Origin of the sequence: Streptoalloteichus tenebrarius (genome assembly GCF_024171885.1) — a bacterium.
Lineage (GTDB): Bacteria > Actinomycetota > Actinomycetes > Mycobacteriales > Pseudonocardiaceae > Streptoalloteichus > Streptoalloteichus tenebrarius.
This window is the reverse complement of the sequence record NZ_JAMTCP010000025.1, coordinates 55,087-74,745: the sequence shown is the minus strand read 5'-3', so window position 1 is coordinate 74,745 and position 19,659 is coordinate 55,087. Positions and strand designations below refer to the sequence as shown.

Annotated in this window: 19 protein-coding genes; 5 read left to right on the top strand and 14 right to left on the bottom strand. The window is 73.3% G+C overall.

The features are described 5' to 3' along the window. Nucleotides 1-39: 39 nt before the first annotated feature. Together LX15_RS20205 and LX15_RS20200 are read left to right on the top strand one after the other, a co-directional pair. Entirely contained in the window at nucleotides 40-1,614 is a 1,575-nt protein-coding gene (locus LX15_RS20205; protein ID WP_253671180.1) for an AMP-binding protein, read from the top strand. A gap of 544 nt (nucleotides 1,615-2,158) precedes the next feature. Next, on the top strand, nucleotides 2,159-3,172 hold the full coding sequence (locus tag LX15_RS20200; protein WP_253671179.1) for an ABC transporter substrate-binding protein: 1,014 nt from the start codon (nucleotides 2,159-2,161) through the stop codon (nucleotides 3,170-3,172). A 15-nt stretch (nucleotides 3,173-3,187) separates the two neighbouring features. On the opposite strand, the gene LX15_RS20195 is transcribed toward LX15_RS20200, so the two are convergent. From LX15_RS20195 to LX15_RS20160, 8 genes are all read right to left on the bottom strand, one after another. Further along, nucleotides 3,188-3,403: a hypothetical protein gene (locus LX15_RS20195; protein WP_253671178.1), complete on the bottom strand. Its 216-nt coding sequence runs from the start codon at nucleotides 3,401-3,403 to the stop codon at nucleotides 3,188-3,190. Between the two features lie 280 nt (nucleotides 3,404-3,683). Further along, nucleotides 3,684-4,925 carry an ATP-binding protein gene (locus LX15_RS20190; RefSeq protein WP_253671177.1) on the bottom strand — a complete coding sequence of 414 codons (1,242 nt, stop codon included), beginning with the start codon at nucleotides 4,923-4,925 and terminating at the stop codon, nucleotides 3,684-3,686. Nucleotides 4,926-4,929: 4 nt separating this feature from the next. Then, the gene (gene cseB / locus LX15_RS20185; protein ID WP_253671176.1) at nucleotides 4,930-5,613 is read right to left on the bottom strand and encodes a two-component system response regulator CseB; all 684 of its coding nucleotides are present in this window, start codon (nucleotides 5,611-5,613) and stop codon (nucleotides 4,930-4,932) included. Then, a complete protein-coding gene (locus tag LX15_RS20180; protein WP_253671175.1) occupies nucleotides 5,610-6,251 on the bottom strand; it encodes an LppP/LprE family lipoprotein in 642 nt (213 codons plus the stop codon). The genes cseB and LX15_RS20180 overlap by 4 nt, the downstream gene beginning before the upstream one ends. Further along, nucleotides 6,248-6,898: a hypothetical protein gene (locus LX15_RS20175; protein ID WP_253671174.1), complete on the bottom strand. Its 651-nt coding sequence runs from the start codon at nucleotides 6,896-6,898 to the stop codon at nucleotides 6,248-6,250. The genes LX15_RS20180 and LX15_RS20175 overlap by 4 nt, the downstream gene beginning before the upstream one ends. Before the next feature lie 57 nt (nucleotides 6,899-6,955). Next, on the bottom strand, nucleotides 6,956-7,537 hold the full coding sequence (locus LX15_RS20170; RefSeq protein WP_253671173.1) for a SigE family RNA polymerase sigma factor: 582 nt from the start codon (nucleotides 7,535-7,537) through the stop codon (nucleotides 6,956-6,958). A gap of 108 nt (nucleotides 7,538-7,645) precedes the next feature. Next, nucleotides 7,646-9,193: a succinic semialdehyde dehydrogenase gene (locus LX15_RS20165; protein WP_253671172.1), complete on the bottom strand. Its 1,548-nt coding sequence runs from the start codon at nucleotides 9,191-9,193 to the stop codon at nucleotides 7,646-7,648. Between the two features lie 575 nt (nucleotides 9,194-9,768). After that, the gene (locus LX15_RS20160; protein WP_253671171.1) at nucleotides 9,769-10,542 is read right to left on the bottom strand and encodes an enoyl-CoA hydratase-related protein; all 774 of its coding nucleotides are present in this window, start codon (nucleotides 10,540-10,542) and stop codon (nucleotides 9,769-9,771) included. Nucleotides 10,543-10,595: 53 nt separating this feature from the next. Between LX15_RS20160 and LX15_RS20155 the strand changes: the two genes are divergently transcribed. Next, on the top strand, nucleotides 10,596-11,234 hold the full coding sequence (locus tag LX15_RS20155) for a LysE family translocator (RefSeq protein ID WP_253671170.1): 639 nt from the start codon (nucleotides 10,596-10,598) through the stop codon (nucleotides 11,232-11,234). 118 nt (nucleotides 11,235-11,352) lie between these two features. On the opposite strand, the gene LX15_RS20150 is transcribed toward LX15_RS20155, so the two are convergent. From LX15_RS20150 to LX15_RS20140, 3 genes are all read right to left on the bottom strand, one after another. Beyond that, complete coding sequence (locus LX15_RS20150) at nucleotides 11,353-12,219, bottom strand: helix-turn-helix domain-containing protein (protein ID WP_253671169.1); 867 nt, start codon at nucleotides 12,217-12,219, stop codon at nucleotides 11,353-11,355. Nucleotides 12,220-12,443: 224 nt separating this feature from the next. Continuing rightward, nucleotides 12,444-13,277: an amidohydrolase family protein gene (locus tag LX15_RS20145; RefSeq protein ID WP_253671168.1), complete on the bottom strand. Its 834-nt coding sequence runs from the start codon at nucleotides 13,275-13,277 to the stop codon at nucleotides 12,444-12,446. Between the two features lie 208 nt (nucleotides 13,278-13,485). Further along, on the bottom strand, nucleotides 13,486-14,436 hold the full coding sequence (locus tag LX15_RS20140; RefSeq protein WP_253671167.1) for a GlxA family transcriptional regulator: 951 nt from the start codon (nucleotides 14,434-14,436) through the stop codon (nucleotides 13,486-13,488). Between the two features lie 72 nt (nucleotides 14,437-14,508). Between LX15_RS20140 and LX15_RS20135 the strand changes: the two genes are divergently transcribed. Then, complete coding sequence (locus tag LX15_RS20135; protein WP_253671166.1) at nucleotides 14,509-15,075, top strand: cysteine hydrolase family protein; 567 nt, start codon at nucleotides 14,509-14,511, stop codon at nucleotides 15,073-15,075. Between the two features lie 110 nt (nucleotides 15,076-15,185). Continuing rightward, nucleotides 15,186-15,704, top strand: a complete 519-nt coding sequence (locus LX15_RS20130; RefSeq protein WP_253671165.1) for a DinB family protein — start codon at nucleotides 15,186-15,188, stop codon at nucleotides 15,702-15,704. A gap of 52 nt (nucleotides 15,705-15,756) precedes the next feature. Here the strand turns inward: LX15_RS20130 and LX15_RS20125 are convergent, their stop codons facing one another. The 3 genes from LX15_RS20125 to LX15_RS20115 all read right to left on the bottom strand — a co-directional run bounded on the left by LX15_RS20125 (nucleotide 15,757) and on the right by LX15_RS20115 (nucleotide 19,581). Further along, nucleotides 15,757-17,778 carry an ethylmalonyl-CoA mutase gene (locus LX15_RS20125; protein ID WP_253671164.1) on the bottom strand — a complete coding sequence of 674 codons (2,022 nt, stop codon included), beginning with the start codon at nucleotides 17,776-17,778 and terminating at the stop codon, nucleotides 15,757-15,759. A gap of 212 nt (nucleotides 17,779-17,990) precedes the next feature. Then, nucleotides 17,991-19,331: a UDP-N-acetylglucosamine 1-carboxyvinyltransferase gene (locus LX15_RS20120; protein ID WP_253671163.1), complete on the bottom strand. Its 1,341-nt coding sequence runs from the start codon at nucleotides 19,329-19,331 to the stop codon at nucleotides 17,991-17,993. Nucleotides 19,332-19,374: 43 nt separating this feature from the next. Then, complete coding sequence (locus LX15_RS20115) at nucleotides 19,375-19,581, bottom strand: hypothetical protein (protein ID WP_253671162.1); 207 nt, start codon at nucleotides 19,579-19,581, stop codon at nucleotides 19,375-19,377. Between the last annotated feature and the right edge of the window lie 78 nt (nucleotides 19,582-19,659).

The window sequence follows — 19,659 nt, the reverse complement described above, 5'->3', positions numbered from 1 at the left end:
GAGACAGCCCCGACACAGCACCGCCAACGGGAGGTCGCGATGCCCCACCGCAGTCCGTTCCCCGACGTCGAGATCCCCGACCTCCCGTTACACGAGCTGGTGCTCGCCGGCGCCGCCGACCGGGGCGACGCGCTCGCCCTCGTCGACGGCGCCGGGCCGGACGGGCTCCGGGTCACCTACGCGCAACTCGACACGGCGGTGCGCCGGCTCGCCGCCGGACTCGCCGAGTGGGGGCTGCGCAAGGGCGACGTGCTCGCCCTGTTCAGCCCCAACACCGTCGCCTTCCCGATCGTCCTCTACGCCGCGTCGATGTGCGGCGCCACCGTGACCACGGTGAACTCTCTGTACACAGTGGACGAAATCACCGCGCAGCTCCGGGACTGCGGCGCCCGTGTGCTGGTCACGGTCTCCCCCTTCCTCGACAGGGCGGCGCCGGCGGCGGACGCGGCGGGCGTCGACGAGGTCCTCGTCTGTGACAGGGCGGAGGGGCGTCGCTCGATCCTGGAGCTGATGGCGTCGACGGCCCCGGAGCCCCGCGTGCCGATCGACCCGGCCAGCGACGTCGTGGTGCTGCCCTACTCCTCGGGCACCACCGGGCGCGCCAAGGGCGTCATGCTGACCCACCGCAACATCGTGGCCAACCTGGTGCAGACCCATTCCGCGGTGCGGCTCGGCCCCGGCGAGACGACGGTCGCCGTGCTGCCGTTCTTCCACATGTACGGCCTCACCACCCTGCTGAATCACCCGCTCCACCTCGGGGCCACCGTGGTCGTGCTGCCCCGCTTCGACCTGGAGCGGTTCCTCGCGGTGATCCAGGAGCACCGGGTCACCAGGGCCTCGGTCGCGCCGCCGATCGTGCTGGCGCTGGCCAAGAACCCCCTGGTGGACCGCTATGACCTGTCGTCGTTGCGGACCGTCCTCAGCGCGGCCGCGCCGCTGGACCAGGAGCTGGCGGAGGCCGCGGCGCGCCGGGTGGGCTGTCCGGTCGTCCAGGGCTACGGCATGACGGAGCTGTCGCCGTGTTCCCACGTGGTCCCTGACCACGACGAGGCGACGCCGCCGGGCACGGTCGGCAAGCTGGTGGCCAACACCGAGTGCCGGGTCGTCGACCCCGCGACCGGCGAGGACACCGACGGCGTCGGCGAGCTGTGGATCAGGGGCCCGCAGGTGATGAGGGGCTACCTCGGCCGGCCGGAGGAGACCGACGCCCTGGTGGACCGGGACGGCTGGCTGCACACCGGGGACGTGGGCCGCGTCGACGACCGGGGCAACTTCTTCGTGGTCGACCGGCTCAAGGAGCTGATCAAGTACAAGGGGTACCAGGTGCCCCCGGCCGAGTTGGAGGCCGTGCTGCTGTCCCATCCGGGGATCGCCGACGCCGCGGTGATCGGGACCGCCGTCGACGGCGAGGAGGTGCCCAAGGCGTTCGTGGTGCGCTCGCGGGACGCGGCGGACCTCGACGCCGGAGCCGTGCTGGCGTTCGTCGCCGAGCGCGTGGCACCGCACAAGAAGGTGCGCGCGGTGGAGTTCGTCGACAGCATTCCCAAGTCCGCGGCCGGGAAGATCCTGCGGCGCGAACTCCGGGAACGAGAACGGGCCAGGACCGCCGGATAGCGCGGCGGAGATCATTATTCCCCCGCCGTATGGGAATTCGTTCCGCATGACCCCGGGCCGCGCGAAACTCCCTTCCTTCCGTGACGGTCGGAAAGAAACGGGCGAGGACGCGCGACGCCCCTGAGCTGGGCCGGAAGACGGTCCCACCCGTCCTCCGGCCCCTCGTCGGCCAGGGGCGAACCGGACCAGCGCCGCTCCGCCGTTACTCCGTCCGGATTACGCCATCCGGCCTACAACCTTCGTCGGTTCCGTGACGGACGAACGTCCTCTACCGTCCGTGCTCCACGAGGACACCGTTCGGCCGGTCCCGCGCCGACCACGGCGAACGCCGTTGGTCGGGGATCGCGGGGCCGGCCGGGAACAGCCACGACCGGAATGCGCGTGACGCGTTCCGGCGATGATGGCGGCCAGAACCAGAAAAGGAATTCGATGACGTCTCCGGCGCGAGCCGGAATTCGTCGTTCCCTCGTTCTGCCCGGTGTCCGACGCGGTGACGGACAGGCGCGAGCGACGCCGGGAGAACCACCCGGCGAGGGGACGGGAAATGACCAGTCGCGGACCTGTGGCCGCCGGTGGGACCACCCGGGGCACGAGCCGGCGCACGCTGTTGGCCGGCGGACTCGCCGCCGGCGGCGCGTGGCTGCTCGGCGGGTGCGGTGGCGAGGCCCCGCGCCCGGACGGGGCGTCGCACCCCGACCGGCCGGAGAAGGACGTCGTGCGCGTGGGCGTGCTCCCGGTGCCCGACGTGGCCCCGCTGCACATCGGCGACCGGGAGGGGATCTTCGCCCGGCACGGGCTGCGCCTGGAGATGGTGCAGATGGACCTGGCGGGGGAGAACCGGGTCGACCTGGACTCCGGCCCCGTCGACGTGCTGTTCGACAGTTGGGTCTCGGTGTTCGCCAACTACGGGTCCAACCCCGACCTGCGCCTGGTCGGGGAGGCCTACCAGTCCGCCCCGTTGACCACGGGACTGGTGATCCCCGCCCAGTCGACCTACCGCAAGCTCGGGGACAGGCCCAAGCCCAGGATCGCGGTGAACAACCCCAGGGGGCTCGGGGTGCTGCTCACCTCCGCGGCGCTCGGCTCCCACGGCGTCGGCCCCGGCGACGTCCAGTGGGTCCACCTCCCGTTCGAGTCCATGAACGCGGCGCTGACCTCGGGGGAGGCGGACGCGGCGTGGATGATCGAGCCCTACATCACCAGTCTCCAGATCACCTCGGGGACCCGACTGCTGGCCGACACCGCCACCGGCCCCACCGCCGACATGCCGCGCTCCGGCTACGTCTGCGGTCGGAGGTTCGCCGAGCGCAACCCGAGGACGCTCGCGGCGTTCCGCGCGGCGCTGGTCGAGTCCCAGCACCGGGGCGCCGACCGCGCCGAGGTGGTCAGGACCCTGCCCACCTACGCCGGCATCGACCCCGGCACCGCAGCGCTGATGGCCCACGGCGCCTACCCGCTGACGCTGACCTCCGTGCGCATCCAGCGCGTGGCGGACCTGATGCACGGCTACCGCCTGTTGTCGGCGCCGGTGCGGGTCGACGACTTCATCCCGAAGTGACCAGGCCCGTCGTGGTCAGTCGTCGTCGTCCAGGTCCGGCTCACGCCACGGAAGCTGGGGCCACGGCAGGTCAGCCCACCGACGCGCCCACGACCGACAGCGCCCGCACCGGGGCACCCACGGGCTCATGTGCGAGGGAGCTGGCAGCACGGGACGACCGCACACCGCGACGTAGGTCCCCGGCGCGCCGATCCGCCAGCCGTCCGGCCGGCCGAGTCTGGTGTCGGGCACGCCGTGCGCGACGGCCTCGTTGACAGTCCGAATCCACCACAGGGGCGCCTCACGGGCCCGGCGTCGACGCATGTGGTTGGGTACCACAGCCCCGACGGCATCCGATCGGGTCATCCCCGGTCAGGCGATGGCCGATCACACGACGTCAGCCGAGTCCGGCCGCGGGCCTCGCGTCGTGCCGCGCCGCCCTGATCCAGCACCGCCCTGATCCAGCACCGCTCTCACCCAGCACCGTCCTGGCCCAGCGCCGCCCTGGCCCAGCACCGACGGGGACCGGGACCTACCCCGGCCGCTCCGCCGGACGCGGCTGGAGGTCGAGCACGGCCAGCCCGCCGCCGTCGGGGGCGTTGGCCAGGGTCAGCCGGGCGCCCAGCACGGCGGCCTGCCCGCTCGCGATGGTCAGGCCGAGCCCGTGCCCCCTGCCCCGTTCCCTGGCCCCGGTGCGGAAGCGCTGCGGCCCCAGCTCCAACAGCTCCTCGGGGAACCCCGGCCCGTGGTCGCGGACCTCGACGGTCGCGCCCACGACCCGCACCTCCACCGGCGGCGCGCCGTGCCGGTGCGCGTTGGCGAGCAGGTTGGTGAGGATGCGCCGCACCCGGCGCGGGTCGGTGGAGACCACGGCGTCCCGCTCGACGGTGAGCGAGGACGCGGGCTCGCCGCCGGGCTCGGTGGACTCGGCCACCGCGCCGCGCACGACCTCACTGAGCAGGACCTCCTCGGCCTCGACCGACTCGGCCCCCGCGTCCAGCCTCGCCACCTCCAGCACGTCCTCCACCAGCCGGCGCATGACGCGGACCCGGTCGCGGACCAGCTCCGTGGGCCGGCCGGGCGGCAGCAGCTCGGCGGCGGTGACCAGTCCGGTGACCGGGGTGCGCAGCTCGTGCGCGATGTCGGCGGTCACCCGGCGCTCGGCCTCCAGCCGGTCGTGCAGGGCCGCGGCCATGGCGTCGATGGCGGTGCCCAGCTCCGCGACCTCGTCCCTGCCCCTGGTGCCGATGGTGTCGCGGACCCGCGCGTCCAGCTCGCCCTCGGCGATGCGCCGCGCGGTGCGCGCCGTGGCGCCCAGGCGGCGGGACATGCCGACGGCGAGCAGGACGCCGAGCAGGCTCGCCCCGCCCACGGTCACCAGGCCCGCCAACGTCAGGGTCTGGTCCAGCTCACGCAACGCGTCGCGTTCCGCCTGGTAGGAGGAGCGGACCGAGAGCATCTCGCCGTCGACGACCGTGGCCGCCCACAGCAGCGGCCCGTCGTCGGTCTCCTGGAGGTAGGTCGCCCGGTTGCCGGCGCGGGCCGCCTCGGCCAGCTCGGGTGGCACGCCGGGGTCGTCGACGGTCACGCCGAACGGGGTGCCGCCCTGCTCCAGGTAGGCCTCGGCGGCGAGCTGGAGGCGCTGGTCGATGAGCTGCCGCCCGTTGGCGAGCCGGTTCCGCTCGGTCGCCTTGTGCACCGCGTAGCCGAGGGTCAGGGCGCCGAACGCGGCCGTCCCGGCGATCGCGGCGGAGAGCCGGACCCACAGTCGCATCGCGTCAGCGCCTCAGCTTGTAGCCGAACCCGCGCACCGTCTCGATGCGCTCCTTGCCGATCTTCGCCCTGAGCCGCTGGACGTGCACGTCGACGACCCGGGTGTCGCCGCCGGCCGGGTAGTCCCACACCCTGCGCAGCAACGTGTCCCTGGACAGCACGATGCCCGGCTCGGCGGCGAACTCCAGCAGCAGGCGCGACTCGGTGGGCGTCAGCGACAGCAGCTCGCCGCCCCGGCGCACCTCCATGGCCGCCCGGTCGATCTCCAGGTCCCCGAAGACCTCGACCCCGGCCGGTCCGGTGACCGGTTCGACGCCGGAACGGCGCAGCACCGCGCGGATGCGGGCGACGAGGACCTGGGTGTCGAACGGCTTGGTGACGTAGTCGTCGGCCCCGGCCTCCAGCCCCTGCACGACGTCCAGCGGGTCCGACCGCGCGGACAGCAGCAGCACCGGCACGGCCGAGGCGTCACGGATGCGGCGGCACAGGCTGATGCCGTCCAGGTGCGGGAGCATGATGTCGAGGACCGCGATGTCCGGCGGGGCCGAGGTGAACGACTCCAGGCCGACCAGCCCGTCGGGCGCGGTCCTGACCCGGAACCCGTAGCGTTCGAGCGCGAGCTGGGTCGCCTCGCGGATGACCGCGTCGTCCTCCACGAGCAGCACCTCGGTCGCGGGTTCTGGGGTCACCGGCTCTCCTTCGGCTTCGGGACGGGGGTCGGTCTGACACTCGTCGGCGCCCGGTGCTCCGGGTACCGCCTGACCTCCACCAGTCGTCTCCCGTCCCACGAGTACCGGACGGTCTCCTCGCCGGACGGGCAACAGTACGGGTCGCCGGGCGCGAACAACGCGCGCCACAGCATCAGGTCGCCGTTGTCCGGCCACACCTCCATGGCGCTGGTCCCGGTCACGCCGAAGATCTGCCGGAGTTCGCCGTTCTGGACGCTGTAGACGTAGTACGCCGTCTCGGCGTCCCGCTCGGTGTCGTTCTCGGCCCCGGAGACGACCTGGACGACCACGTCCTCCCGCCCGTCCCGTGTCAGGTCCACATAGGACGGTTGCTGGAGGCCGCAGTCGCCGCACCGGCTGAGGGTCTTCTTGACGTACGGGGAGACCTGGGGGTCGGCCAGCAGCGCGCCCCGCAGGTCGACCTCCCGGATGTTGTCCGGGTTGCTGGGGCGCGGCGGCGGGACCGAGGTGGTCGAGGTGACCGGCCGGGCGGTCACGCTGGGCGCGGAACCCTCGACCTGCAACGCCGGCCGCCGACCGCAGGCTCCGACGGCGAGCACCAGTGGCACGACCACGAGCACGGCGAGCGCGCGCCTCATCGCGTCGTCCCCCTCACCGTCGGTTCCTTCGCGGGCGACGCGCTCGGCGTCGGTTCCTTCGCGGGCGACGAGCTGGTCGCCGGCTCCTTCGGGGCGGAGGTGCCGCCCGTCGGCGCCAGACGGCCGCCGGAACGCTCCACGACGGACAGGGAGAGCCCGTCCCACCGGGCCCGCACGACCTCCGCCCCCGCGTGGTGCCGCACGACGAGGTCCCCGTTGCTCTCCTGCGCCGACAGGTCGTCGTTGCCGAAGAAGGAGAAGATCTGCCGGATCTCGCCGCGCTGGAAGCTGTAGACGTAGAGGGCCGCCACGTCCCTGCGCTCCGGCTGGCGGATGATGACGACGGCGTCCTCCACGTGGTCCCCCGTCAGGTCCACATAGGTCGGTTTCTCCTGGCCGCACGCGTCGCACGTGAGGACCGCCTGTTTGACCAGCGGCCCGACGCCGGGGTCGGCGAGCAGGATGCTGCGCAGGTCCACGGTGCGGATGTCGGTCGGGTCCGGTGGCACGGCCGACGGCCGGGCGGCCGGCGAGGACGGGGCGACGCCCTCCAACCGCAGCGCGGGGTCACGCGTGCAGGCGGTGGCGGCGACCGCCGTCAGCGCCGCCAGCCCCACGCCGACGGCGCCGCGCACCCCACGACGCACCGTCCCGCCTCTCCCGTCCAGCCCGCACCTCCGTGCGGCGTCACACACCTGCCCTGGTCACGCGGCCAGCAGGGCCCGCTCCACCCGCGGCCGGGTCCCCGCCGGCTCGGCGGCGAACACCCCGCCCTCCGCCCGCACCGCCAGCACGGCGGGCTGGCGCCGCATCCTCGCCAGGGCCCGGCACACGGTGCTCTTCACCGTGCCCACCGAACAGCCGAGCGTCTCCGCGGTCTCCGCCTCGGTCCGACCGTGAAGGTAACGCAGCAGGACGGCGCTGCGCTGGCGCGGCGTCAGGGCGGCGAGCGCCTCGCGCAGCGCCGCCATCGACCGGACGTGCTCGTCGCGGGCCGCGATCTCCTCCGGCGTGTCCCACTCGTCGGGGCGCTCGGGCAGGTCGGCGGTGGGGAACTCCTGGTAACGCCGGTTCTTGCGGCGCAGCCAGGACGCGAAGGTGTTGGTGATCGCACGCTGCACGTAGGCGTCGGCGGCGGCCGGCTCCCGCAGGCGCTCCCACGCGGCGAAGGTGTTGGTCAACGCCGTCTGCACCAGGTCCTCCGCGTCCGCGCGGTTGCCGGTCATCGCCCACGCGCGCCGCACCAACGACTCCCGACGGTCCGCCACGAACTCCCCGAAGTTCACCCTGCTTCCCCTTCCGTCGATCGCGACGAAGGTATGCGGGGTGTTTCGCGGCGAACCGACTGTTGTGTAACAGCCAGTCATCGGTCGCCGGTGCGGCGAGCGCCCTGGTCACGCCCTCCCGATGCGGTGGAGCACCCGCAGCAGCAGGGCGTAACCGCGTGCCAGCAGGGGGTAGCTCACGCCGGGCGGGCGGCCCAGTCCCATCACGTGCTGGGTCACGACGGCCTGCGCCTCGGTGAACCGCAGCAGGCCCTCCGCGCCGTGACGTCTTCCCACACCCGACGCGCCGACGCCGCCCATGGGGACGTCCACGCTGCCGTAGCTCGCGGCGTAGCCCTCGTTGACGTTGACCGACCCCGCGCGCAGCCGGGCCGCGACGCGCGCGCCGCGCGCCCTGTCCCGCGTCCAGACGCTGGCGTTGAGCCCGTACGGGGTGTCGTTGGCCGCGGCGACGGCCTCCTCGATGTGCTCGAACGGGTGGAGCGCGACGACCGGGCCGAAGGTCTCGTCCGCGAAGCAGGCCATGTCCGGCGTCACGTCGGTGAGCACGGTGGGCTCGTAGAAGTACGGCCCCAGGTCGGGCCGGGCCCTGCCGCCGGCGAGCACCGTGGCGCCCTTGGCGACCGCGTCCTCCACGTGCGCCGTGACCGCGTCGAGCTGCCGTCGGGACACCAACGACCCCATGTCCGCGTCCCAGTCGAGGCCGGCGGACAGCCGCATCGCCCTGACGCGGCGCAGGAACGCGGGGACGAACGTGTCCCACACCCGCCGGTCCACGTAGATCCGCTCGATGGACACGCAGAGCTGGCCGGCGGAGGAGAAGCACGCCCGGACCGCGCCCTCCGCCGCCCGGTTCACGTCCGCGTCGTCGAGGACCAGCATGGCGTTCTTGCCGCCCAGTTCGAGCGAGCACCCGACGAGGCGCTCGCCCGCGCGTCGGCCGACGGTGCGCCCGGTGCGCGTGGAGCCGGTGAAGCAGACGTAGTCGGCGATGTCGACGACCGCGCCCCCGACGACCGGGCCGTCGCCGAGCACCACCTGCCACAGCCCCTCGGGCAGGCCCGCCTGGTGCAGCAGCTCGACGCAGCGGAGCACGGCGAGCGAGCCCTGGTTGTCCGGCTTGTGCAGGATCGCGTTCCCGGCCACGAGCGCGGCCAGCCCGTCCGAGATCCCCAGCGCCACCGGGTAGTTCCACGGCGAGACCAGCCCGACCACGCCCTTGGGGTGGCGCAGTTCCCTGGCGCTGGTGAGCAGGGGGATGACGCCGCCCCTCCGGTGCGCGGCGAGCAGGCGCGGCGCGCGCCGGCCGTAGTAGCGGGCGTTGATCGCCGCGATGACGATCTCCTCGTAGGCGTGCCACCTGGCCTTGCCGGTCTCCGTCTGGAGCAGGTCGAGGATCTCGTCGCGGTGGGCGAGCACCAGCTCGTGGTAGCGGAGCAACACCGCCGCGCGCTCGCGCACCGGGACGTCGGCCCACGCGCGCTGGGCCTCGGTGGCGCGCCGGTAGGCCTCGGACACGTCGTCCGGGGTGGACTGGGGCAGTTCGGCGAGCGGCCGGCCGGTGAACGGCGCGATCGCGGGCTCCGTGCCACCGCTGGCGACCACTCGGCCCACCAGGCGCCGTGTCCGGTCCGCCGGGAGGTTCGTCTCGTCCATCCGCGCTCCGTTCGCCGATACCGACCATTTCCGTTAACGACGCGTTCCGTTAATGGATTCTGCCGTCGGCGAGCGGTTCGCGGGAGATCCCGGGACCGGGCCGGACGGGCGGCTCCCACGCCGCCGGCGGCGGCGGTCGCGAGCGGCTCCCGCGCGAGCGGTCTCCCCGCGCCAGGGCGTGTTTGCTCATCGATCTCGTGGTGCGTCGTGGCGAGCTGACCGACCAGGCCCAGTCCCGGATCGAGCCGTTGCTGCCGTCGGGTTGCTCGCAGACAAGGCCCACGACGATCCCCGGGTGATCCGCGAGCTCCCGGCCGCCGAGGCGTCACCACGACGATCCCGCAGGCCGCCGACCGGGTGACGCAACCGGCTGGCCAAGGGCAGTCGCGGTGGCCGGCCGCCGGACTTCGACCAGGTGGCCCACCGCGGTCGCAACACGGTGGAACGCTGCGTCAACCGCCTCAAGCACTGGCGTGGCCTGGCCACCCGCTACGACAAGACCGCCCAGTCCTACCCGGCGCCCTCACGATCGCCAGCCTGATGACCCGACCGGTCACCGAAAAGTCAGACACGCCCTAGTCGGGCCAGACCGGAGGGCGCTTCTCCAGGAAGGCCGTCATGCCCTCCTTGGCCGCCGGGGTCTGCGAGGTCGCCACCATGACCTCCACGGCGATGTCGTACGCGTCCTTCTCCGGCCGGTCGAGCTGGGCATACAGGGTCGCCTTGCCCATCGCCTTGCTGTCGCGGCTGCCCCGGGTGGCGCGCGCGAGCAACGCGTCGACGGCCTCGTCCAGCTCGTCGTCGGCGACGACGTGGTTGACCAGGCCCCACTCCGCCGCGGTGGTCGCGTCGACCACGTCGCCGGTCAACGCCATCTCCATCAGCCGCTTCCTGCCGATCGCCCGCGCCACCGGCACGGCCGGCGTGTGGCAGAACCAGCCGCCCTTGCCGCCGGGCAGGGCGAACCCGGCGGACTCCGCGGCGACCGCGAGGTCGCAGGACGCCACGAGCTGGCACCCGGCCGCCGTCGCCAGGCCGTGCACCCTGGCGACCACGACCTGCGGCAGGTACTGGATCGTGTGCATCAGGTCCGTGCACAGCTTGAGCAGCTCGCGCACACCGTCGACGTCCCGACCCACGACGTCGGCGAAGTCGTGGCCCGCCGAGAAGACCGGCCCGTTGCCGGCCAACACCACGCCGCTCGCGTCACTCGCGGAGATCTCCTCGAACGCGGCGCGCAGCTCGGTGAGCAGCTCCGCCGACAACGCGTTGCGCCGCTCCGGCCGGTTCATCGTGACCCGCGCGACGTCGCCGTCCCGCCGGACGAGGATGTGCTGGTAGTCGCTCACTGACGCGACGTTACGCCTCTTGTGTGGCGCCCGGAAGCTCCTAGCATGGCGCAATGCCCGCTCAGCTCCTGCCGTTCCTGCTGGTCGTCACGATCCTCACCATCACGCCCGGACCCGACTGGGCGATCGTGCTGCGCAACGGGATGCGGGGCGGGGCGAGCCTCGCGTGGTGGACCGGGCTGGGCTGCTGCACGGGCATCGCCGTGCACGCGGCCGCCGCGGTGCTCGGCCTCTCGGCGTTGCTGGCCGCGTCCGCGACCGCCTACACGGTGGTGAAGCTGGCGGGCGCGGCGTACCTCGTCTACCTGGGGGTGAGCGCGCTCTGGCACTCCCGGCGCGGTGCGGCCCCCGCGCCGGTCGCCGAGGTCGACGCGGCGACCGGCGAGGTCGTGACGCGCGGCGCGGCGTTCCGGCAGGGCGTGCTCAACAACCTGCTCAACCCCAAGATCGCGCTGCTGTTCCTCACGCTGCTGCCGCAGTTCGTGGCCGCCGACGAGCCCCGCACCGCGACCTCGGCCGTGCTCGCGGCGGTGTTCCTGCTCAGCGCCGTGCTGTGGTGGCGGGTGTTCTCGCTGGCGGTCGGCGCGCTCGGCCGCGCGCTCACCAGGGACCGGGTGCGCCTGGCGTTGGAGCGGCTGACCGGCGCCGTCCTGGTCGCGCTCGGGATCAAGGTGGCGCTCGACCAGTCCTGACCACGGCGTGACGCGAAGACGCACGGCGCCGGCCCGCTCCCGCCTCGCCGCGACGCGGCCCTGGCGGTCGCCGCCCGCCAGGGTCGCGTGGCGGTGACGGTCATGGCCCTCCCCGGCGTCAGGCGAGGCTCTCCGCGACGTCGGCGATCAGCTTGCGCGAGGCGTCCTCGTCGAGCGCGACCTCGCGCATGCTCTCGAAGTTGAGGGTGAAGACCGAGACGACCTCCGGGTCCTCCACGTACTGCCCCTGGGTCAGGCTCTCCAGGTACACGACGTCGTCGTGGTGGTCCTGGTCGAAGGAGAGCATGTCGAACGTGGACCCCATCGCCGGGTAGGCGCCCACGTCGAACGGCATGATCTGGATGACGACGTGCGGCAGCTCCGCCAGCGTGATGAGGCGTTCGAGCTGCTCGCGCATCACCCTCGGTCCCCCGACCACCTGGCGCAGCGCGGACTCGCTCACGACGGCCTCCACCCGCAGGGGCTTGCCGTCGTAGAGGCGTTTCTGGCGTGTCACGCGCACGGCGGCCCGCTGCCGGGCCGTCTCCTCGGAGACGGCGGGGACGTCGGCCCTGGCGAGGGAGGTCGCGTACTCCTCGGTCTGGAGCAGTCCGGGGACCAGGTCGACCTTGTACGAGCGGAGCAGGGACGCCTCGGACTCCAGCTCGACGAAGTCCTGCGCCGCGTCGAACAACGCGTTGCAGCCGTACTCCTCCCACCAGCCGCGCTGCTGGGCGTTCTGGGTGGTGAGGAACAGGGCGTCCCGCTCGTCCTCGGGGATCTGGTAGACGAGGCCGAGGGCCAGCACGTCGACCGGGTTGATCGGCTGGGTCGCGTTCTCCAGCCGGCTCAGCTTGGCCTGTGACCAGCCGAGGCTGCGCGCCACCTCCAGCCCCTTGCCCTTCATGCCGGCCCGCTCCCGCCACTGACGCAGGACCCGACCGACCCGACGCAACCGAACACTGGGCTTGAACGCCTCCGCCACGGCAACTCCTCGACGCGAACGACAGGGATCGTGGCCGGAAGCCTACGGATTTCGGACCAGTCGATCGCTCCCACGATCGGCTGACCCCTGAAACTTTCACAGGATGCGCATTTGCATGCGGGGCCGAGAAAATCTCGCAACATCCGTCCACTGTGGAACTCGCGATCTGAACCGCGCGGGAGGGCACCCCGGTGAGACCGGGTTCGGGCCGCGCCCGCCGCCCCTCACCGCGGGTCAGGCCCGTCGAGCCCGAGCAGCCGCCGCGCGTTGCCCCCGCCGACCAGGGCGCGTTGCTCCGGCTCCAGCCCCGACCTGCTCAGGCGCAACAGCGGCACCGTCGGCTCCGACAACGGAGCCCGCGACCCGAACAGCAACCGACGCGCCCCCACCTCGGCCGCCACCAGCTCCAGGCTGTCGACCGAGTTCAGCAGGCGCGTCGAGGTGTGGAAACCCGGCTCGTCCCTGGCGAGCAGCAGGAAGTCGGCGAGGTGGTAGCAGTGCGTGTCGAGGAAGACCACGGTGGCGCCGAGGTCGGCGAACGGCCGCCACACCCGGCGCACGTCCCCGCCGGTCAGGACCACCAGACCCCGCTCGGCGGCGCGGCGCGCGACGTGCCGGAACCCGGGGAAGTCCGCCTCCACCCGCTGCTCGTCGGGGAACAGGCGCAGCACCCGCGCGCCGTCCTCCGCCATGCGCTCGATCTCCCGCTCGGCGCGGAGCGCGTCCCTTAAGTCCACAGTGGACACAGGAACCAGTCGCGGATAGGCCATGGCGACCGCGTGCGTCTCCGTGTTGCCCGTCGTGAGGTCGAAGACCGCGCCCCGCACCGAGCAGACCGCGCCCGCGTGGATCCCGTTGCCGTTCAACATCGACCACACGGCGGCGGGATCGCCGTCCTGCCCAGGGCGGTCCGGGTGCCGGCCCACCAGCACGTCGACGTCGAACAGGTCGATGCCCTCCAGACCCCGCACCCGCGCGCCGCTGGACACGGCCACGTCGCGCGCCTCCCGCGCGTCCCAGCCGTTCACGCCCGCGCCGTTCCCGCTCATGCCCGTCATGCCCCCACCGTCCGCTCAGCCGATGCCACGCCATCGGCGAATGCCCGCGCCCTCACCTCAACGGCAGGGCGACGAAGCACTCGCCTCCACGTGCCCCGACTTACCGCACGAGCCGCCGGGTCCGCCAGGGTCCCCGGTGTTTCGCCAACGAGATGGCCGATCTCCTCGGCGTGAGCGGCATCTGACCCCCACTCCGCGGGGCGCGCGCTCAGGCCGCGCGAAAGGTGCGGCGGTAGGCCGAGGGACCGACGCCGAGTTCCGCCCGCATCCGGCGGCGGAGGTTGGCCGCGGTGCCCAAACCGGCCCGTTCCGCGACGCGCTCGACCGGCAGGTCGGTGCTCTCCAGCAACCGCTGGGCGTGACGAACCCGTTGCAGCAGGAGCCATCGACCCGGCGTGCTGCCGGTCGCCGCGCGGAACGCGCGGAGGAAGGTGCGCTCGCTCATCCCGCTGCGCGCGGCCAGGTCGGCGACGCCGATCGGCTCCCCGATCCGCCCCGCTGCCCAGTCCACAATGGACGCCATGTCGGCGCGGCCGGGCCGGCTGGGCACCGGGGCCTCGACGTACTGGTGCTGGCCGCCCTCCCGCGCCGGCGGCGTGACCATCCGCCGGGCCAGCGCCGCCGCCACCTCCGCGCCGTGCGCCAGGCGGACGAGGTGCAGACACAGGTCCACGCCGCCGGCCACCCCCGCCGACGTGAACACCCCGTCCGCCTCGGTGAACAACACGTCCCTGCGCACGTCCGCGCGGGGAGCCGCGCGCTCCAGCTCGTCCAGCAGCAGCCAGTGCGTGGTCGCCGGCCGGCCGTCGACCAGGCCGGCGGCGGCCAGCGTGAACGCACCGGAGCACAGGGAGGCCACGACCGCGCCCCGCGCGTGCGCCGCGCGCAGCGCCGCCACGACCGACCGGGGCGTCGCGGCGAACGGGTCGTGCCGCCCCGGCACCACGACCAGGTCGCAGTCGTCCAGCCCGCCGACGCCGTGCGTGGCGCGCAGCGCGCCGGCGGGGCGCAGGTCGACCGCGCGCCGCCCCGGAGCGCAGATCCGCAGCTCGAACGGCCCGATCCCGGAGGACGTCCGGTCCACGCCCCACACCTCGCTGGCCACGGCCACGTCGAACGTCCGGCTGCCCGGCAGCGCCACCAGCCCCACGACCCGCATGGCGGGAAAGTACCGCAGCAGGCGGTTCCCGCCACTGTCGGCGGACCCGCCCGCCCCGGCAGGCTCGTGGCCATGACCAAGACGGCCCTGATCGTGATCGACGTCCAGCGCGGTTTCGACTCCCCCGCCTGGGGCAGGCGCGACAACCCGGCCTGCGAGGCCAACGTGCGCGCCCTGCTCGACGGCTGGCGGGACGCCGGCCAGCCGGTCGTGCTCGTGCGCCACGACTCGACCACCCCCGGTTCGCCGCTCGCGCCCGGCCAGCCGGGCAACGCGTTCAAGCCGGAACTCGACGGCGTGCGCCCGGACCTGCTGGTGCCCAAGAGCGCGCACTCCGCCTTCCACGGACACGTCGACCTGCACGCGTGGCTGACCGACAACGGCATCCGCGACATCGTGGTGTGCGGCATCCAGACCAACCGCTGCGTGGAGACGACCAGCAGGGTCGGCGGGGACCTCGGCTACCGCGTGCGGGTCGCGCTGGACGCGACGCACACCTTCGACGAGCGGGGGCCGGACGGCGCGCTGGTCACCGCCGAGGAGTTCGCCAGGGCGACCGCCGCCAACCTGCACGGCCACTTCGCCGAGGTCACCACGACCGCCGCCGTCCTGGCCGCCCTGGCGCCGGACGGTTCCTGACGGGGGTCCGACGCTGACACCGCACCCTTCCTGACACGGCCCGACCCCGGCGCGCCGCGCTCCCGCTCCTGTTCCTGTTCCTGTCAGGGGTGTGGCGAATACTCGTGGCCATGTCCTCTCCCGACCGCCCGATCCCTCCCTTCGCCGCCGACGAGCGCTCCACACTGGAGGGCTGGCTGGACTTCCACCGCGCCACGCTCGCCGCCAAGTGCGCCGGGCTGGACGAGGAGCAGCTCAGGGCCGCGTCCACCCCGCCTTCCCCGATCTCCCTGCTCGGCCTGGTGCGGCACATGGCCGAGGTCGAGCGGAACTGGTTCCGCCGGATCCTGGCCGGCGAGGAGGTCGGCGTGATCTACGGCGACGGGGAGGACGGCGGCGAGGGCGCCGACAGCGGCGGGTTCACCACCGGCGAGGAGGTCCCGGTGGCCGAGGTGTTCGCCACCTGGGAGGCGGAGGTCGCCCGCGCCAGGGCCAACGCCGCCGCCCGCGCGCTGGACGACACCGGCCGGTTCGAGTACGGCGAGGTCAGCCTGCGGTGGATCTACGTCCACATGATCGAGGAGTACGCGCGGCACAACGGCCACGCCGACCTCGTCCGGGAACGGATCGACGGCCGCACCGGCGTCTGACACCGGTCGGCGCGGGTCCCCCGCCTCGTCCGCGCGGGGGACCCGCCCCAGGTCACCGGCCCAGGCCGTTGGCCTCGCGGATCACGTCGACGATCTCGGACATGATGTCGGTCAACGCGTAGTCCTTGGGCGTGAAGACGCGGGCCACCCCGCGCTCGCGCAGCCGCGCCGCGTCCTCGGGCGGGATGATCCCGCCGACGATCACCGGCACGTCGCCGGCGCCCGCCGCGCGCAGCCCGTCGACCACCGCCGGCACCACCTCCAGGTGCGAGCCGGACAGCACCGACAGCCCGACCACGTGCACGCCCTCCTGCACGGCGGCGGCCACGATCTGCGCCGGGGTCAGCCGGATCCCCTGGTACACCACCTCGAAACCGACGTCGCGCGCCCGCACCGCCACCTGCTCGGCGCCGTTGGAGTGGCCGTCGAGGCCGGGCTTGCCGACCAGCATCCGCAGCCGCTCGCCCAGCTCCTCCCCTGTCGCGCGCACCTTCTCCCGCACCCGGCCCAGCTCCGCGCCGGCCTCGCCGGCGGCGGCCGCCGCCGACACCCCGGTGGGCGCCCGGTACTCGCCGAACACCTCGCGCAGCGCCCCCGCCCACTCGCCGGTGGTCACCCCGGCCCTGGCGCAGGCCAGCGTCGCCTCCATCAGGTTGGCGTCGGTCTTGGCCGCGTCCCGCAGGTCGCGCAGCGCCGCGTCCACGGCCGCGCCGTCCCGCCGCTCCCGCCACTCCCGGATCGCCTCCACGGCCCGCGCCTCCACGGCGGGGTCCACGGTCTCGATCGCGTTGGCCCCCTCGGCCTGGAGCGGGCTCGGCTCGGTGCTGGTGAACCTGTTCACCCCGACGATGACGTCCTCGCCCGCCTCGATCCGCCGGCGCTTCTCCGCCAGCGACGCGACCAGCCGCGACTTCATGTAGCCGCTCTCCACGGCGGCGACCGCGCCGCCCATCGCCTGCACCCGGTCGATCTCGGCCCTGGCCCCGGCGAGGATCTCGTCCACCTTCGCCTGGACCACGGGCGAGCCGTCGAAGAGGTCCTCGTACTCCAGCAGGTCCGTCTCGTAGGCCAGCACCTGCTGCATCCGCAGCGCCCACTGCTGGTCCCACGGGCGGGGCAGGCCCAGCGCCTCGTTCCACGCGGGGAGCTGGATGGCCCGCGCCCTGGCGCCGCGGGACAGCGTCACCGCGAGCATCTCCAGCACGATGCGCTGGACGTTGTTCTCCGGCTGCGCCTCGGTCAGGCCCAGCGAGTTGACCTGCACCCCGTACCGGAACCGCCGGTGCTTCGGGTTCTCGATGCCGTACCGCTCCCGGGTGATCTCGTCCCAGAGGGCGGCGAAGGCCCGCATCTTGCACATCTCCTCGACGAACCGCACGCCGGCGTTGACGAAGAAGGAGATGCGGGCGACCACCTCGCCCCGGCGCTCCTCGGGCACCTGGCCGGAGCCGAACACCGCGTCGAGCACGGCGATCGCGGTGCACAGGGCGTAGGCGACCTCCTGCGTCGGGGTCGCCCCGGCCTCCTGGAGGTGGTAGGAGCAGATGTTGATCGGGTTCCACCTCGGGGCGTGCCGCACCGTCCACGCCACCATGTCGGTGATCAGCCGCAGGCTCGGCCCCGGCGGGAACACGTAGGTCCCCCGGGACAGGTACTCCTTGATGATGTCGTTCTGGGTGGTGCCGGCCAGGCCGGCGAGGACCTCGTTCCGGTCCGCCCCGCGCTCGGCGGCCTGCTCCTCGGCAACGGTCACGTAGAGCGCCAGCAGCCACATGGCCGTGGCGTTGATCGTCATCGAGGTGTTGGCCTCGTGCAGCGGAATGCCCTCGAAGAGCTGGCGCATGTCGCCGAGGTGGCCGACGGGCACCCCGACCTTGCCCACCTCGCCGCGAGCCAGCTCGTGGTCGGAGTCGTAGCCGGTCTGGGTGGGCAGGTCGAAGGCCACGGAGAGGCCGGTCTGCCCCTTCGCCAGGTTCCGGCGGTACAACGCGTTGGACGCGGCCGCCGAGGAGTGGCCGGCGTAGGTCCGCATCACCCACGGGCGATCGCGCTCGCGGTCGGTCGGGTACGGCATGGCAACCTCCCGCTCACACTCCGGATGTGTGCGGCCAGCGTACTGACCAGTAACCTGGGCGGCGGATGTCGTTGCTCACACTCGACGGGCTGCCGGCCAGGGGTGTGAACAGCGGTCAGCCGGCCCACCGACGGCGGCGGACCGGCTGCTCGTCCTTCTCGTTCCGGACAGCGTCCTCCCAGGTCACCGGCACTGCGACCGGCGGAGCGGGCTCACCTGCTCGGCGCCTCCGCCACCCGCTCGACGTCCGCGCCCAACCGGCGCAGGTTCTCCACGAAGCACGGGTAGCCGCGGTCGATGTGGAAGACGTCCCAGACCTCGGTCACGCCCTCGGCGCACAGGCCGGCCAGCACCAGGCCGGCGCCCGCGCGGATGTCCGAGGCCCACACCGGCGCGCTGGACAGGCGCTCGACGCCCCTGATCACCGCGTGGTGTCCGTCGGTGCGGGCGTCCGCGCCCAGCCGGACCATCTCCTCGATGAACCGGAACCGCGCCTCGAACACGTTCTCGGTGATCATCGAGACGCCGTCGGAGACCGCGGCCAGCGCCACGGCGAACGGCTGGAGGTCGGTGGCGAAGCCCGGGTAGGGCAGCGTCACGAAGTCGACCGACCTCGGCCGGCCGTTCATCTGCACCCGGAAGCCCTGCCCCGACGTCGCGGAGAACAGCGGCGAGGTCCCGGGGGGCGCCGACGGGACGGCGTCGGCGGGCGACGGCGCGTCGAGCAGGCTGACGTCGGCGCCGGCCAGCCGCAGCTTCTCCAGCACGAGGTCCAGGTGGTGCGGGTCGACGCCGCGCACCGTGATGTCGCCCCTGGTCATGGCGGCGGCCATCGCCCAGGTCGCCCCGACGATCCGGTCGCCGATCACCCGGTGCCGGGTGGGCCGCAACGAGGTGACGCCGTGCACCGTGAGCGTCGACGTGCCAGCGCCCTCGATCTTCGCGCCCATCTGCTGGAGCATCGTGCACAGGTCGACGATCTCCGGCTCGCGCGCCGCGTTGTCGATCACCGTCGTCCCGTCGGCCAGCACCGCGGCCATCAGGATGTTCTCGGTGGCCCCCACGCTCGGGAAGTCCAGCCAGATCTGCGCGCCGTGCAGCCCCTCGGCCTCGGCCACCACGCAGCCGTGCTCGATCTCGCTGCGCGCCCCGAGCTGCCGCAGGCCGTTCTGGTGCATGTCCAGCGGGCGGGAGCCGATGGCGTCGCCGCCCGGCAGCGCGACCACCGCGCGCCGCAGGCGTCCCACCAGCGGGCCCAGCACGCACACCGAGGCCCGCAGCTTGCTCATCGACGCGAAGTCCGCGCGGTGGCTCAGCTCGGCCGGCGTCGTGATGGAGACCACGTCGTGCTCGACCGTCACCGCGCAGCCCAGGCCGCGCAGGACGTCGGCCATCAGCGGGACGTCCAGGATCTCCGGGCAGTTGGTGAGTGTGGTCGTGCCCTCGGCCAGCAACGCCGCGGCCATCAGTTTCAGCACACTGTTCTTGGCGCCGACGACCTCGACCTCACCGACGAGGCGCGCGCCGCCCTGTACCCGGAAGTGCTCGCTCACGACGAGCCATCGTATGCGCGGGGCGGAATCGGTTCCGCACCGGCTAGACCGGCGGCACGAAACCGGTCAGCCGACCGTCCCCGCCGCACTGCGGGCACTCCAACGAGCCGGTCAGGCTCACGCCCGCGTCGTCGGTCACGGACAGTTTCGCGACGGTGATCTCGTGGTTGCCCTGACAGGTGGGGCAGACGGTGTCCAGGCTGTGCACCGGGGCCGGACGTGCGGCGCCGCTGTCGGGAAGCTCGCTCATCACTCCCCAGCATGACACGGGTAGTCCAGTGCCCCGCCGCGCGCGGCGACCGCGGTCACAGCGCGCGGGACTACCCTG

Bases quoted from the DNA above. Each gene is read 5' to 3' on its own strand.
- LX15_RS20205 (WP_253671180.1), top strand. From the start codon at position 40: ATGCCCCACCGCAGTCCGTTCCCCGACGTCGAGATCCCCGACCTCCCG.
- LX15_RS20200 (WP_253671179.1), top strand. From the start codon at position 2,159: ATGACCAGTCGCGGACCTGTGGCCGCCGGTGGGACCACCCGGGGCACG.
- LX15_RS20190 (WP_253671177.1), bottom strand. From the start codon at position 4,925: ATGCGACTGTGGGTCCGGCTCTCCGCCGCGATCGCCGGGACGGCCGCG.
- LX15_RS20180 (WP_253671175.1), bottom strand. From the start codon at position 6,251: ATGAGGCGCGCGCTCGCCGTGCTCGTGGTCGTGCCACTGGTGCTCGCC.
- LX15_RS20165 (WP_253671172.1), bottom strand. From the start codon at position 9,193: ATGGACGAGACGAACCTCCCGGCGGACCGGACACGGCGCCTGGTGGGC.
- LX15_RS20155 (WP_253671170.1), top strand. From the start codon at position 10,596: ATGCCCGCTCAGCTCCTGCCGTTCCTGCTGGTCGTCACGATCCTCACC.
- LX15_RS20145 (WP_253671168.1), bottom strand. From the start codon at position 13,277: ATGACGGGCATGAGCGGGAACGGCGCGGGCGTGAACGGCTGGGACGCG.
- LX15_RS20140 (WP_253671167.1), bottom strand. From the start codon at position 14,436: ATGCGGGTCGTGGGGCTGGTGGCGCTGCCGGGCAGCCGGACGTTCGAC.
- LX15_RS20135 (WP_253671166.1), top strand. From the start codon at position 14,509: ATGACCAAGACGGCCCTGATCGTGATCGACGTCCAGCGCGGTTTCGAC.
- LX15_RS20130 (WP_253671165.1), top strand. From the start codon at position 15,186: ATGTCCTCTCCCGACCGCCCGATCCCTCCCTTCGCCGCCGACGAGCGC.
- LX15_RS20125 (WP_253671164.1), bottom strand. From the start codon at position 17,778: ATGCCGTACCCGACCGACCGCGAGCGCGATCGCCCGTGGGTGATGCGG.
- LX15_RS20115 (WP_253671162.1), bottom strand. From the start codon at position 19,581: ATGAGCGAGCTTCCCGACAGCGGCGCCGCACGTCCGGCCCCGGTGCAC.